The organism is Nocardia blacklockiae, assembly GCF_015477355.1.
In the GTDB taxonomy this organism is placed as follows: domain Bacteria; phylum Actinomycetota; class Actinomycetes; order Mycobacteriales; family Mycobacteriaceae; genus Nocardia; species Nocardia blacklockiae.
In genome coordinates this window covers 316,953-329,180 of the sequence record NZ_JADLRJ010000007.1, presented here as the reverse complement: position 1 = coordinate 329,180, position 12,228 = coordinate 316,953, and the positions used below count along the sequence as shown (strand labels likewise).

Sequence of the window (12,228 nt, the reverse complement as noted above, 5' to 3'; positions counted from 1 at the left end):
ATTCCACCTGCTCCGCCGACGCTCGGTATTCCACACGCAGTGCACCCGTTTCGATCCGGATATGACGCGGGTTCCGCATGACCATCGTCCCCGTTCCGTTGTTCGCCGAATTCCCTGCTAAGAGGGTTGTTCGGAGACATCGACGAGTCCATGTTCCTACTGATCGGTCAGGTATGCGTCCGATACATACTCCGACACCGGGGAGTGCACTACGCTGTTCCGGCTTGTCACTCGCTTGGCGCAATCAGCAGCTCAAAGCGAGAAATGCGAGTGCATGACCGGTACATAGCGATAGGCTGACCCCTCAGCACTGCTACGGCCACACAACCGCGAAACACTGGGCTGGGGAGCGCCCCGAGACGATCCGGAGAAGCCATGAAGCGGGGAGCCAGCCAGCGTTACTGCGTCGGCTGCGGGTGCAGGCTCAGCAGCTACAACACTCAAAGCCACTGTGGTGCTTGTGAATCGAGCGTCCGTAGTGAACTCCATCAACCTCCGAAAGTTCCGATCGAGTTCTGGCACATCGACCAGATGCGCGACGCGTTGGCCACCTGGCACATGGGGCAGGTCATCCACGCCTACCGGACGCACCCGTTCCACGGTCGAACACTTCCCCAAGAATTGGTAGCCACCTGGCTCGAGCTGACCCAGGCACAGCTCAGCCGCATCGAGAAAGGCACTTCCCCTGAACATCTGTCGAAACTGACTCGCTGGGCACAACGTCTCAGCATTCCGCACGAACTTCTCTGGTTCAAGCTACCGAGAGCAGATGCCCCGAATGCCGCTCGTGAACCCGAATTCGGCTGTGCGCCAGAGCATGACGCGATCGGACTCGCTCGCTGGTTGGCCTCGAACGGTACCGACATACCACCGGCCCGGCATTGCGAGGAGTTGGAGCGCGTCGGCCGCGCGCTCGAAGACGCTCGCCGCTACTTCGACGGCAGCGTCGTCGACTTCTTCCGTACCCAACTCACCCGATGCAAGGTCGATGACGGGACCCTGGGACCGACCGCAGCTTTGCCGCTGGTGCTCGGAATCATCGGTGCGATCCGCCGCCACTCGCCGGATGCTCGGCCCCCTATCAGGCGGCAGCTCCTCGCCGTTGGTGCGGACGGCGCGGAATTCGCCGGGTGGCTGTACCGCGATCTGCGCGATCCGCTCACGGCGACGCTCCTCTACGACCGTGCGATGGAATGGGCACAGGCCGCGAGCAGTCTCCCGATGCAGGGCTACGTGCTGCTGAAGAAGTCCCAGATGGCCTATGAAACGAGAGACATCAGCATGCTGCTGACACTGGCGCAGGCTGCCGAGGAAGGCCCATGGCAATTGCCTATACGCGTACAAGCCGAAGTCACACAGCAGGAAGCCCTAGGTTTGGCGATGACCGGCGAACCGGCCGAAAAGGTGGAACGAACACTCGAACGGGCACAACAGCTCCTGATCAACGCAAATAGCGCGGGCGACAACGAGTTCGTCAGCTATTTCGATCAGAACACACTGCTCGTGCGGTCAGCCTGCTGCTACACCGAAGCCGGCAAGCCACAGATCGCGAGCCGGCTCTTCGACCAAGTACTGACGGGCGGTGGACTGTCCCGGCGTGATACCGGGTTCTTCGGCGCACGCCGAGCCAAGGCTCTGGCACTTTCGGGTGAACCTGACGAAGCCGCGTCGGTCGCGGTTCAGTCGGTAGGTGTCGCCCGCGAAACCCGCTCGGCGAGAACGTTGCACGTCGTCGCCGACGTGGCGCGCACTCTCGACCCGTGGAGCCATCGGCCGAAAGTTCGGCAACTCCGAGATCTTCTAATGCAGTAACGTCGATCCCGTTGTGAGCCAACGGGATACAATCCCGATGACTTCGGCTTGATACTGCCGACTCCTAGGATTCAGATACTGAGGATCGTCATGCACGGCGAACCCGTGCTGCGATCCCTCGATCTCGACAAGTTCGACCGGTGCGGTGAACCTCGCGGCGGCCTGGCGCGAGCCGTCGATCGGCACCAAGGTGTCGGCGTTGCCGTGGACGATGAGAGTCGCAGCCTTGATATCCGCGAGCACATCCAATGGGCGAAACCAGAAAACCTCGTTCAGGAACGGCCTTCCGTGCTTCAAGTCGGCCTTGAACTGGAGCGCTCCGGTGTCATCGAGTTCTTTGGCGCGTTCGTCACTGATGACGTCGTTCGTCCAATAGTCCCGGCTGTCTATGGTGCGCTGCTTGTAATCCACCTGAGGGTTGAGAAGCATGAGCCGGGACACGTCATTCGGCCGCTTGGCGGCGTAGTACGCGCAGATACCACCGGCGAAGCTCGCCCCGCAGAGGCCGATCTCGACCGCGCCGGTAACTTCACGCAGACTGGCCAGACTCACCCGAATGTCGTTGAGAATGGTCGCCATCGTGAGCTCTTCCTGGCGCCCCTCGCTCTCTCCATGACCACGGAGATCGAACCGCAGCGAAGCTATCCCGGCCGCTGCGAGACCGGCGGCCAATCGGGTGAAGAAGCCGCCTTCCTCCCGGGTGACCCCACCGCCGTGCACCAAGACCACAGCGCGCGTCGCCGGTTGATCGGCGGCTACGAGGGTGGCAGCCAGATGCAAGCCATCGAGCGTACGGATACGGGTGCTCGTCGAATCCACAAGCGCCAGTCAACCAGAACAAGTGCTGCGGCGATCCGGCATCGTCGAAGCGACGATTCCACCAGCACTACGGCGACGATTCCACCACGAGGGTGCGAAGAAACCCACCGCCACCACCAGTTTTGCGCGCTTGATCAGACGTCTTCTGCCGTGCAGGACATGTGCACCTTTCAGGTTCCGGGTCACCGGCCGCTGGTGTCGGTACAGTCCTCCCACATGCGCAACCGACTGTTGCTCTCGGCCGTCACCAGGCTTGTGGGTTCGGTCCTGGCTGGAGTCGTGGTGGGCCTGATCGTCGGCGCTTCCGTGACGGCCCCGCTCGGCATCACAGCGGGAATCGCGACAACGGCAATGGTTTTCGTCGCGTCGGGATGGCTGGCGCTGTGGCCGCTGGACGCCGAACAGACAAAGGCCTACGCGGGCCGCGAGGATTTCCGTCCTGTGGTGGAAGAACTGGCCGTCGTGACCGCCGCACTGAGCGGTCTCGTCGGCATCGTGATGATTCTCGTCCTCGGCCACTCCGACGAAGGCACCGCGGCCGCCGCCACAGCACTGTGCGGCGTCTTCATGGCCTGGGCCTCCCTGCACCTGATGTACACCACCCGCTACGCCTACCTCTACTACGAACCCCCCACCGGCGGAATAGATTTCAACTCCCCCGACACCGCCCCGTCCTACCGCGACTTCTTCTACTTCAGTTACAACCTCGGCATGACCTACCAGGTCTCCGACACCGCCGTCTCCAGCCAACGCATCCGCGCCGTAGCCCTCCGCCACACCCTCCTCTCCTACGTCTTCGGCACCGTCGTCCTAGCCACCACCATCAACCTGGTAGCAGGCATCGCAGGCGGCTGAAGCTCCACCTGGACGATCCCACCAGCACCAAGGCGACGAATCCGCTCAGGCGACATACTCCGCAGTTTTCGCGCTACAGCTTGCCCACGCGAGATCAGAGCCTGTCGGCCATCATGCGGCGTCTGTGTGATGACTGGTGAAGGTGACTTGGGTGTCGTCGGCATCGAGGGCGATGTTGAGAGTTGCGTCGAGAGCGTCAGCAAGTTTGGCGAGCAGCGGGAGGGTCGGCACGGTGTCCGAACCCTCGATGCGCGAAATCTTGGCTTGGGACAAACCGGCGCGCTCGGCGAGTTCCGACTGGGTGAGCCCAAGTTCGGTCCGGCGGTCGTATACCGCCTGGGCGAGTGCCATGGAGAGCCGGATGTCGCGGCGGGCCTCGGTAACGTCGTCAGCTTCGGTGTACCCCTCGGCGAGCTTACGTTCCCGAAACGTCTTCCATCGTGCGTGGCTCATCGATCCAATTCTCCTTTCTCGATATTGCGGGCGAACTCTTCATGAGCAGCTTCGTGTTCGGCCTGACAGGTCTGCTGTGCAAGTTTTGCACGTTTGACCTCGAAGTCTTCTCGCATCCGGGTCTTGCGAAACACCGTCAGCAAAACCACCCGCCGTCCTGGCGCGAGCCAGTAGGTGATACGAATGGCGGCACCATCCAACGTCGGACGTAGCTCGCGGACTCCGTCGCCGAGGTATCGGGCATAGGGTTCGCCCAGCGTATCCGCTTGTTCGGCAAGCAGCCCCACATACTCGTCGATCTTGAGGAAGTGCCTGGCCGGCAGTGCCTCCAGCCAATCCCGCACCTCACGTTCGATTTCGACGGTGAACAGTTCACCCACGACACTCACTGTATATGTCGTCAACGACATACGACAAGACGTGAGTCGGGGAATATCCCAGCATTGGGACCCGATGGTTGGCACGACCCACGGCGGTGCCCGCTCTGCACCATGCCATCTGCTTCGGCGCCGTACTGCCGCAGCTCAGCTGCGGTGTTGGATCCGGGCGCTCGCGTAGAGGCAGATAGCCGCTGCGGCGGCGAGGTTGAGGCTTTCGGCGCGGCCGTGGATGGGGATTCTGATGCGGTGGTCGGCTTGGGCAGCTACGGAGGTGGGGAGGCCGTGGGCCTCGTTGCCGAAGAGCCAAGCCACCGGGTGGTGGAGGATTTCGTCGGCTTCGTCGAGGTCCACCTCGCCGCGGGCTGTGGTGGCCAAAACCGTGATTCCGGCTGTGTGGAGGCTGGACAGCACCGTGTCGGTGTCGCGTTCGCGGGCGAGGGGGACGTGGAAAAGGCTTCCGGCACAGGACCGTACGCATTTGCCGTTGTGTGGGTCTACCGAATCTCCGGCTAGGACTACACCGTTCGCGCCTACCGCGTCTGCGACGCGAATGAGTGTGCCCGCGTTTCCGGGGTCAGCGATCTCGACCGGGACGGCCAGCAGACGCGCGGGGGCGGATGTTCCTGCGACGGAGGGGGTCCGCGATGCCGACGCGGGTTGCGCGTCCGCGCGGGCTGCCGCGTCACCACCGAGCTCGCTTCCCGAAAGGACCTGCGCCAGTGACACATCCACCTGACGGCACACCGCGACCAATCCCGGCGGCGTCACCGTCTCCCCCAATTGCTCGGCGGCGCGGTCGCTTACGAGCGTGGTGCGCACGCCGAGGGCGGCGGCCGAGGCGACCAGCTCGTGCTCCCGTTCGGCGGCACGGCCGGAGAAGAACAGTTCCTCTACTCGCGAGGTATCCAGTGCCGCGGCAACGGAATTGGCGCCCTCGGCGAGGAAGAGGCCGGTTTTGCGGCGCTGCGCCCCGCGGTGCAGCTTGACAGCAGAGACGACCCGCGGGTTGCGCTCCGACAGGGGCGCGTCCGCGGGTCGTCTCGAAAAGTCCTGTGCCAAGCCGGATCAGGCGGCCGGGGCGTTGACGTCGGCCGGCAGTGCCGCCTTCGCCACCGCGACCAGGCCGGCGAACGCCTCGGCGTCCGACACCGCCAGCTCGGCGAGGATCTTGCGGTCCACCTCGACACCGGCGGCCTTCAGGCCCTGGATGAACCGGTTGTAGGTGATGTCGTTGGCGCGGGCCGCCGCGTTGATGCGAGCGATCCACAGCTTGCGGAAGTCGCCCTTGCGCGCCCGGCGGTCCCGGTAGGCGTAGGTGAGCGAGTGCAGCTGCTGTTCCTTGGCCTTGCGGTACAGCCGCGAGCGCTGCCCTCGGTAGCCCTTGGAGGCCTCGAGGATGCTACGGCGCTTCTTCTGAGCGTTGACGGCCCTTTTGACGCGTGCCACTGGTCAGTCCTTGTTCGATCGAGGGGCGCTCGCAGCGCCCGGGTGGTCGGGGATGGCGGGGCTTACTCAGATACCGAGCAGCTTCTTGACGCGCGCGACGTCGGCCTTGGCGACAGACACCGTGCCTTCCAGACGACGAGTCCGGCGGCTGGACTTGTACTCGAACAGGTGGCGGCGGTTGGCCTGCTGACGCAGCAGCTTGCCCTTACCCGACACCTTGAATCGCTTCGAGGCGCCGCTGTGGCTCTTCATCTTCGGCATGGATTCCTCAATCTGTCTCGTTCCGGAGGCAGCGTTGTGCCGCGCTGCCACCGGTGCTGTATCGGTTCTACGACGGGGTGACCGCTTCGGCCTCCGGCGCGGGCGCCGGATCGGCACCCGGTGTCGGCCGCGGCGCCGCGGTACCGGCGGAACCGCCACCGGCCGGCGCGGGACCCCGCTGCTGCGACTGCGACGCCGTCTGCTGCGCCTTGACGCGCGTCTTCGCGCCCTTGTGCGGCGCGAGGACCATCGTCATGTTCCGCCCGTCCTGCTTGGCGGAGGTCTCCACGAAGCCGAGGTCGGCCACGTCGGAGGCCAGCCGCTGCAGCAGCCGGAAGCCGAGCTCCGGCCGCGACTGCTCACGGCCGCGGAACATGATCGTCACCTTGACCTTCGACCCCGCCTCGAGGAACCGCATCACGTGGCCCCGCTTGGTGGCGTAGTCGTGGTCATCGATCTTGGGACGGAGCTTCTGCTCCTTGATCACGGTCTGCTGCTGGTTCTTCCGGGACTCGCGCGCCTTCTGCGCGGTCTCGTACTTGAACTTGCCGTAGTCCATGATTTTGCAGACCGGCGGTCGCGCGTCCGGCGCGACCTCGACCAGATCGAGATCTGCCTCCTGCGCGACGCGTAGTGCATCTTCAACACGCACGATCCCAACCTGCTCGCCGCCGGGTCCGATGAGTCGAACCTCGGGGACGCGGATGCGATCGTTGATGCGGGTCTCAGTGCTGATGGGGCCTCCTAGGTCAAGCGGTGTCGTCCAACGACCGCGCGCTATAACTGCAACCCCTTATCCAACACGAAAGCCCCGGTGCGGTATTTCACCGCCACGGGGCCCGATGTCGACCGGTCTCCGACGCGAACCCCTTCGCATCGAACTCACGCCGGGAAACCCCGCGCGAGAACCCATCGGTAACGATGGGCGACCGGACCGTCGAGCCTGGTACGAACTGAATATCAGCTGCGATACCGGCCGGCGGTGGGAGTCGGGCTCCACTTATGGCCCCTGATCGCGTGCAAGCACCGATCCAGGGCGGTCGTCGACGGAAAGCATAACATCCGGCTACCCGCAACTCCCAATCGGCTGCCCCCGCGACCAGGCATGTCGGTCTCGGATGCGATGCTACCGGGCATGAGTGAGGTGTCGTCGAACCGGTCCGCAGCCCCGGACGAGGCCGCGGACGTGCGCGAACTGGCGGACATCCCCGCGGTCGAGGTGATCAGCCGCGCGGCCGTGATGCTGATGAGTTCCGCGGCCGAGAAGCTCGGCCTCGCCGACGACGACCCGGACACCAGCCCGCGCCGCGACCTGGACGAGGCCCGCCGCGTCATCACCGCCCTCGCCGGCCTGGTCACCGCGTCGGTGGAGTACCTCGGCCCGCACGCCGGCCCGATTCGCGAGGGCCTGCAGTCGCTGCAGCGCGCCTTCCGCGAATCCTCCGCCCACCCCGACGCCCCCGGTCAGGGCCCCGGCGAGAAGTACACCGGCCCGGTCTACTGAGCGGCCGCGCCCGAGCCGAACGGGCAAGCGAGACTGCCGGATCGGCACCGGGCGACAGGGGTGGTCAGCCCCCGCACCCCGTGCCATGCTCGGCGGATGGCGCGAATCATTCTCGTACCCGGTTTCTGGCTCGGCGCGTGGGCGTGGGACGAGGTGGCGGACCTGCTGCGCGGGCGCGGCCACGAGGTGCGGGCGCTCACCCTGCCGGGACTGGACCCCGACGATCCGGATCGGCTGAAGGCGACCTTCGAGTCGCAGGCACACGCCATTCTGGACGCGGTCGGCGACGAGCGGGCCGTGCTGGTGTCGCACTCCGGCGGCGCCCTGCCCGCCTATCTCGCCACCGACCTCGCGCCGGACCGGTTCACGCGCGCGGTCTACGTCGACACCGCGCCGATGCCCGACGGTTTCACGATCGCGCCCGCGCTGAACGCGGCCCCGGACTATCCGCTGCCGGACTGGGAGCGGTTGCAGGCCGACGGCAACAGCATCGAGGGACTCGACGAGGCGGCCCTGGCCCGGTTCCGCGAACGCGCCGTGTCCGAGCCGACGAGCATCGTCGCGACGCCGCTGAAACTCGGCGATTCCCTTGCGCGCCGGAACATTCCGACGACGATCATCTGCACCAGTTACCGCGCGGAGACGGTGCGGCAACTGCGCGACGCCGCCGAACTGCCGATGTTCGCCGAATTGGCCGACATCGACGCCGAATACCTCGATCTGCCCACCGGCCACTGGCCGATGTGGTCACGCCCCGCCGAACTGGCCGAACTCGTCCACGACGCCGCGCAGCAGGCCATATGATTCGACGGATGTCCACGCGGGTACCCACAGCTGCCGAAGCGGGAAAAACAGGAGCAGCATGACCGCCAGAAAAGACCTCGAACAAGAATTGCGCGGGCCGAGCGCGGCCCTGGACTCGTTGTCCGAGGGGGAAATCGCCGATCTGCTCACGCTGTTCCGGGCGGCTCGGCAGCAGGAACGATTCGCGCTCGCCGAATCCATCGACGGGATGGTCGGCGCGCTGCCGAAACCGTTGCGCGGGGTGACGAAGCGAATCATGTTCGGGGACGCCGCCGACCGATGAGCGAACTGGTCACCCGCGCGCAGATCATTCTGCTGGCGCGCACGCTGCACGTGTCGCCGCACCGGCTGGCGCATCTCGAGCGGCTGGGCGCCGAGCACCTGCACGAGATTCAGCAGCGCATGGCGGCGGTCATCTTCGACGACCATTCCGAAACCTTCAAGCGCATCAGCAAACTGGTCCCCTTCATTCCGCTGACCATTTCGATGCCGCTGGTGCAGCGCATCGTGCCGCCGATGATGACCGGCCGCGCGGCGGGCGCCGTCGGCATCGATCACCCGAAGAAGGCGATCGAGACGATGTCGCTGCTGGGCACCTCCTACGCGACCGACTGCGCGCCGTACCTGGACCCCGCCACGGTCGGCCTGCTGGCCTCCGACGCGCCGCTCAAGCCGGTCGTCGCGGTGGTCAACGAGATACTGCGGCGGCGCGACTACGTGACGGCGGGACCGTTCCTGGGTTATGCGACACCGGCTCTGGTGGAGGCCGTGGAGCAGGGCGTGCCCGACGACGAGGGCCTGATCTTCTCCGCGGCCTTCGCGTACTCCTCCGAGAGCGTCAGCGCGGTGGTGCGGCAGCTGTTGAACGGTCCGGCGCAACGCATTCCGCGGATGGTGCGCACCGTGCTGGCCGGGTCGCCGGATCTGCAGTCGGCGGCGCTGTCGGTGTTCGGGCGGTGCGAACCAGAGGTGGTGGCCGCGGTCGGCGACATCCTGTTCGCGGTCGGGTCGCCGGCCTCGATCGGCAATCTCGTCGTGAACGCCGGGCGCACGGGGGTGACGGCCGAGTTCCTGGCCTTCACCGCCTCGCTGAGTTCGCGGGCGCTCGACCGGCTGGCCGCGAATCCCGTTGTCGCCGAACACGACACGTTGACCGGGTTGGTGGCGGCGCTGGCCGGCACCGCCGGGCCGCGCAGCTGGCGCGGACTGTTCGAGCTGGCCGCGCGCACCGATGTCGACACCCGGCGCACGGTCGCGCGGCTGCTGGCCGAGGCGTCCGAATCCATGGTGGCGATGCTGCCCTCGCGCGCCACCGAGGCCGGATTGTGGCGGGCGCTACTGGAACTCGTCGCCGACGCCGACGCCGACGTCCAGGCGCACATCGGCGCGGTGTGGGCCGCGCTCCCCGACGAGCGCCGAGTAGGCCTGCAACGCCACCTCGAAGAGCACGCGGGCGACCCGCGCCTGGCCGTGCTGCGCGCCGCGATGCCCTCGGTGTCGGTCGAGGAGGTGTTCTTCCGCCGCCGCCAGATGCGCAGGCACGGCTCCGGCGGAGCCGAATTCGGGGCCCCCACAGGTGGTTTCGGGTACTGAGTAGCCTGGCGACCCATCGCCTTCTGATCAGGTGCCGGAGAGGTTGGGTTCCGTTGTGCTGCCGGAACATCGGAGTAACCTCCGGCGACACCGGTCACCAAGATTCAATCAGCGGGGCGTCGTGCTCCTGCCGCCGCCACTGCGTGCCGAGGCGGCCGAGCCGTTCCCGAGCGGCGATGCCGCGCACGCCCGCGATCTTGCCGTCGCGGACCTCCAGGACCACGATGCCCGCGACCCGGTCGTCGAGCGTGGCGATCATGGCGGGGCAGCCGTTGACCACGGCGGCATGGATCGACGGCGACCCACCGGCACGCCTGCGCTTGGCGGGAGTCGGTGCGAACCCGGCTCGAATGGCGGCGGCGATCCGCTGCGGGGACGAGTAGCGGATCAGTCTCGGGGCCGACCCCAGCCCCGCGCCGTCGGCGACGCCGGTCGCGTCGTCGGTCAGCAGGGCCACCAGCCGTTCGGTGCGGCCCGAGGCGGCGGCGTCGACGAACGCGTCGACGATCCGGCGCGCGGTGGCGTGGTCGAGAACGGAAGCGTTGCGCGCCGCCGTGATTCGACGCCGGGCGCGATGCGCGTGCTGCTGGCTCGCGGCCTCGGAGATGCCGAGGATCTCGGCGATCTCGGCGTGGCTGTACGAGAAGGCCTCGCGCAGTACGTACACCGCCCGCTCGACCGGTGCCAGCCGCTCCATCAGCGTCAGTACCGCCAGGGTCACCGATTCGCGCTGCTCGACGGTGTCGGCCGGGCCCAGCATGGGGTCGCCGTCGAGCAGCGGTTCGGGCATCCAGGCGCCGACCGCGCGTTCGCGCCGCACCTTCGCCGACCGCAGCCGGTCGAGCGCCAGATTGGTGACGATCTTGGTCAGCCAGGCCTCGGGCACCTCGACGTACTCGCGGTCGGCGGCCTGCCACCGCAGGAACGCGTCCTGCACCGTGTCCTCGGCGTCGGCGGCCGAACCGAGCAGACGATAGGCGAGTGAGGCCAGCCGGTTCCGGCTGGCCTCGAACCGCGCCACGGTGGCGGTGTCCATGCGGGCGACTCTAGGCGGCGACCGCGGCGGGCGACTGTGGCCGGATGGTGAGCGCGCGATACCGGTGCCCGGGCCGTCCGAACGTCGGGTGGTGCAGGCTCCACGCGGCGGTGGTGAGGATCGCCGACTTCAGGCGGGCGGCGGGCCTGCCGCGCAGCGCCCACGACTTCGCTCGCACGTCGCCGTCGACCATCTGGAATATCCCGTCCCGGCGGCCGAGGCTGATGTGGTTGCCGACGTAGGTCAGCGCGGTCGGCGCGATTTTGCGGCCGGTGCGGTCGCCGATGAGCGCCGCGGTCGCCTGCGTGCCGGTGACGCCCGCGGAGGCGCAGGACATCGGCAGCGGTCGGCCGTTCTCGCGGAGGACGAAGGCGCTGTCGCCGACGACATAGACGTCCGGGTGCGACACCGACCGCATCTGCCGGTCGACACGGATCCGGCCGTCGGGCACCACCTCGAGACCGGCGGCGGCCGCGATCGGGTGGGCGGCGAAGCCCGCGGCCCAGACGGTCGCGTCGGTGGCGTACGCGGTGCCGTCGGCCGCGATCGCCGCGGCTTCTTCGACACCCTCGATCGTGGTGTGCTCGTGGATGTCGATGCCGAACCGGTCGAAGGCGGCCAGTAGGTGGCGGCGGGCCGTCGTGCCCAGCCAGCCGCCCAGCTCGCCGCTGGTCGCGAGCGAGACCCGAAGGCCCGGACGGGATTCGGCGATTTCGGTGGCGGCCTCGATCGCGGTCAGGTTGCCGCCGACCACGAGAACTCTTCCGGCCTCGCCCAGTTCGTCCAGGCGGGCGCGCAGGCGCAGCGCGGACGGCCGGGCGGCGACATGGAAGGCGTGCTCGGCCACGCCCGCGACGCCGTGGTCGGCGGCGGTGCTGCCAAGCGCGTAGACCAGGCTGTCGTAGCCGATCCGGTCGGTGCCGGCGTCGTCGGCCACCGTGACGGTGCGGTGCTCGGCGTCGACCGCGAGCACCCGCGCCACGCGCAGCCGAATCCCGGTGCCCGCGAACATCTCCGCCAGCGGCAGGTGGCGGAGCCGCTGCCCGGCGGCCAGCTGGTGCAGGCGCAGCCGCTCCACGAAATCGGGTTCGGCGTTGACGACGGTGATCTCGAAGTCGTCGCGGTGCAGTTGGCGGGCCAAGTATCCGGCGGAGAAGGCTCCGGCGTATCCGGCCCCGAGGACGACGATGCGGTGCATGGTTCGCTCCTGTCTGGTTCGCGTGCACCTTGAACGAGACAGCGCACCGATCCCTGACAGGTCCGGT

Annotated in this window: 15 protein-coding genes; 6 read left to right on the top strand and 9 right to left on the bottom strand. The window is 67.3% G+C overall.

Going from position 1 to position 12,228, the window contains the following annotated elements; genetic code table 11:
• Positions 1-375: 375 nt before the first annotated feature.
• On the top strand, positions 376-1,812 hold the full coding sequence (locus IU476_RS23005) for an NsdA family TPR-like regulatory protein (protein ID WP_228824109.1): 1,437 nt from the start codon (positions 376-378) through the stop codon (positions 1,810-1,812).
• Here the strand turns inward: IU476_RS23005 and IU476_RS23000 are convergent.
• The gene (locus IU476_RS23000; RefSeq protein ID WP_195103254.1) at positions 1,801-2,631 is read right to left on the bottom strand and encodes an alpha/beta hydrolase; all 831 of its coding nucleotides are present in this window, start codon (positions 2,629-2,631) and stop codon (positions 1,801-1,803) included. The genes IU476_RS23005 and IU476_RS23000 overlap by 12 nt on opposite strands.
• 216 nt (positions 2,632-2,847) lie before the next feature.
• Between IU476_RS23000 and IU476_RS22995 the strand changes: the two genes are divergently transcribed.
• The gene (locus IU476_RS22995; protein ID WP_195103253.1) at positions 2,848-3,486 is read left to right on the top strand and encodes a DUF1345 domain-containing protein; all 639 of its coding nucleotides are present in this window, start codon (positions 2,848-2,850) and stop codon (positions 3,484-3,486) included.
• Positions 3,487-3,597: 111 nt separating this feature from the next.
• On the opposite strand, the gene IU476_RS22990 is transcribed toward IU476_RS22995, so the two are convergent.
• From IU476_RS22990 to infC, 6 genes are all read right to left on the bottom strand, one after another.
• Positions 3,598-3,939 carry a helix-turn-helix domain-containing protein gene (locus IU476_RS22990; RefSeq protein WP_195103252.1) on the bottom strand — a complete coding sequence of 114 codons (342 nt, stop codon included), beginning with the start codon at positions 3,937-3,939 and terminating at the stop codon, positions 3,598-3,600.
• Complete coding sequence (locus tag IU476_RS22985; RefSeq protein WP_195103251.1) at positions 3,936-4,319, bottom strand: type II toxin-antitoxin system RelE/ParE family toxin; 384 nt, start codon at positions 4,317-4,319, stop codon at positions 3,936-3,938. Before IU476_RS22985 ends, IU476_RS22990 begins: the two co-directional genes overlap by 4 nt.
• A gap of 144 nt (positions 4,320-4,463) precedes the next feature.
• Complete coding sequence (locus IU476_RS22980; RefSeq protein WP_195103250.1) at positions 4,464-5,378, bottom strand: TrmH family RNA methyltransferase; 915 nt, start codon at positions 5,376-5,378, stop codon at positions 4,464-4,466.
• A 6-nt stretch (positions 5,379-5,384) separates the two neighbouring features.
• The gene (gene rplT, locus IU476_RS22975; protein ID WP_187683876.1) at positions 5,385-5,765 is read right to left on the bottom strand and encodes a 50S ribosomal protein L20; all 381 of its coding nucleotides are present in this window, start codon (positions 5,763-5,765) and stop codon (positions 5,385-5,387) included.
• 66 nt (positions 5,766-5,831) lie between these two features.
• Positions 5,832-6,026, bottom strand: coding sequence for a 50S ribosomal protein L35 (rpmI, locus tag IU476_RS22970; protein ID WP_187683877.1), 195 nt, complete (start codon positions 6,024-6,026; stop codon positions 5,832-5,834).
• A gap of 67 nt (positions 6,027-6,093) precedes the next feature.
• Positions 6,094-6,807: a translation initiation factor IF-3 gene (gene infC, locus IU476_RS22965; RefSeq protein ID WP_324194219.1), complete on the bottom strand. Its 714-nt coding sequence runs from the start codon at positions 6,805-6,807 to the stop codon at positions 6,094-6,096.
• A gap of 354 nt (positions 6,808-7,161) precedes the next feature.
• Here infC and IU476_RS22960 point away from each other — a divergent pair, with 354 nt between their 5' ends.
• The 4 genes from IU476_RS22960 (at position 7,162) to IU476_RS22945 (ending at position 9,927) form a co-directional block, all read left to right on the top strand.
• Positions 7,162-7,530 carry a DUF1844 domain-containing protein gene (locus tag IU476_RS22960; protein WP_195103249.1) on the top strand — a complete coding sequence of 123 codons (369 nt, stop codon included), beginning with the start codon at positions 7,162-7,164 and terminating at the stop codon, positions 7,528-7,530.
• 96 nt (positions 7,531-7,626) lie between these two features.
• Positions 7,627-8,334, top strand: coding sequence for an alpha/beta fold hydrolase (locus IU476_RS22955; protein WP_195103248.1), 708 nt, complete (start codon positions 7,627-7,629; stop codon positions 8,332-8,334).
• 58 nt (positions 8,335-8,392) lie between these two features.
• Positions 8,393-8,617, top strand: a complete 225-nt coding sequence (locus tag IU476_RS22950) for a hypothetical protein (RefSeq protein ID WP_195103245.1) — start codon at positions 8,393-8,395, stop codon at positions 8,615-8,617.
• A complete protein-coding gene (locus IU476_RS22945; RefSeq protein ID WP_195103243.1) occupies positions 8,614-9,927 on the top strand; it encodes a hypothetical protein in 1,314 nt (437 codons plus the stop codon). Before IU476_RS22950 ends, IU476_RS22945 begins: the two co-directional genes overlap by 4 nt.
• Before the next feature lie 94 nt (positions 9,928-10,021).
• Here the strand turns inward: IU476_RS22945 and IU476_RS22940 are convergent, their stop codons facing one another.
• Positions 10,022-10,963 (bottom strand): sigma-70 family RNA polymerase sigma factor, encoded by a 942-nt coding sequence (locus IU476_RS22940; RefSeq protein ID WP_195103241.1) that lies wholly within the window; start codon positions 10,961-10,963, stop codon positions 10,022-10,024.
• Positions 10,964-10,973: 10 nt separating this feature from the next.
• Positions 10,974-12,161 (bottom strand): NAD(P)/FAD-dependent oxidoreductase, encoded by a 1,188-nt coding sequence (locus tag IU476_RS22935; RefSeq protein WP_195103239.1) that lies wholly within the window; start codon positions 12,159-12,161, stop codon positions 10,974-10,976.
• Positions 12,162-12,228: the final 67 nt, after the last annotated feature.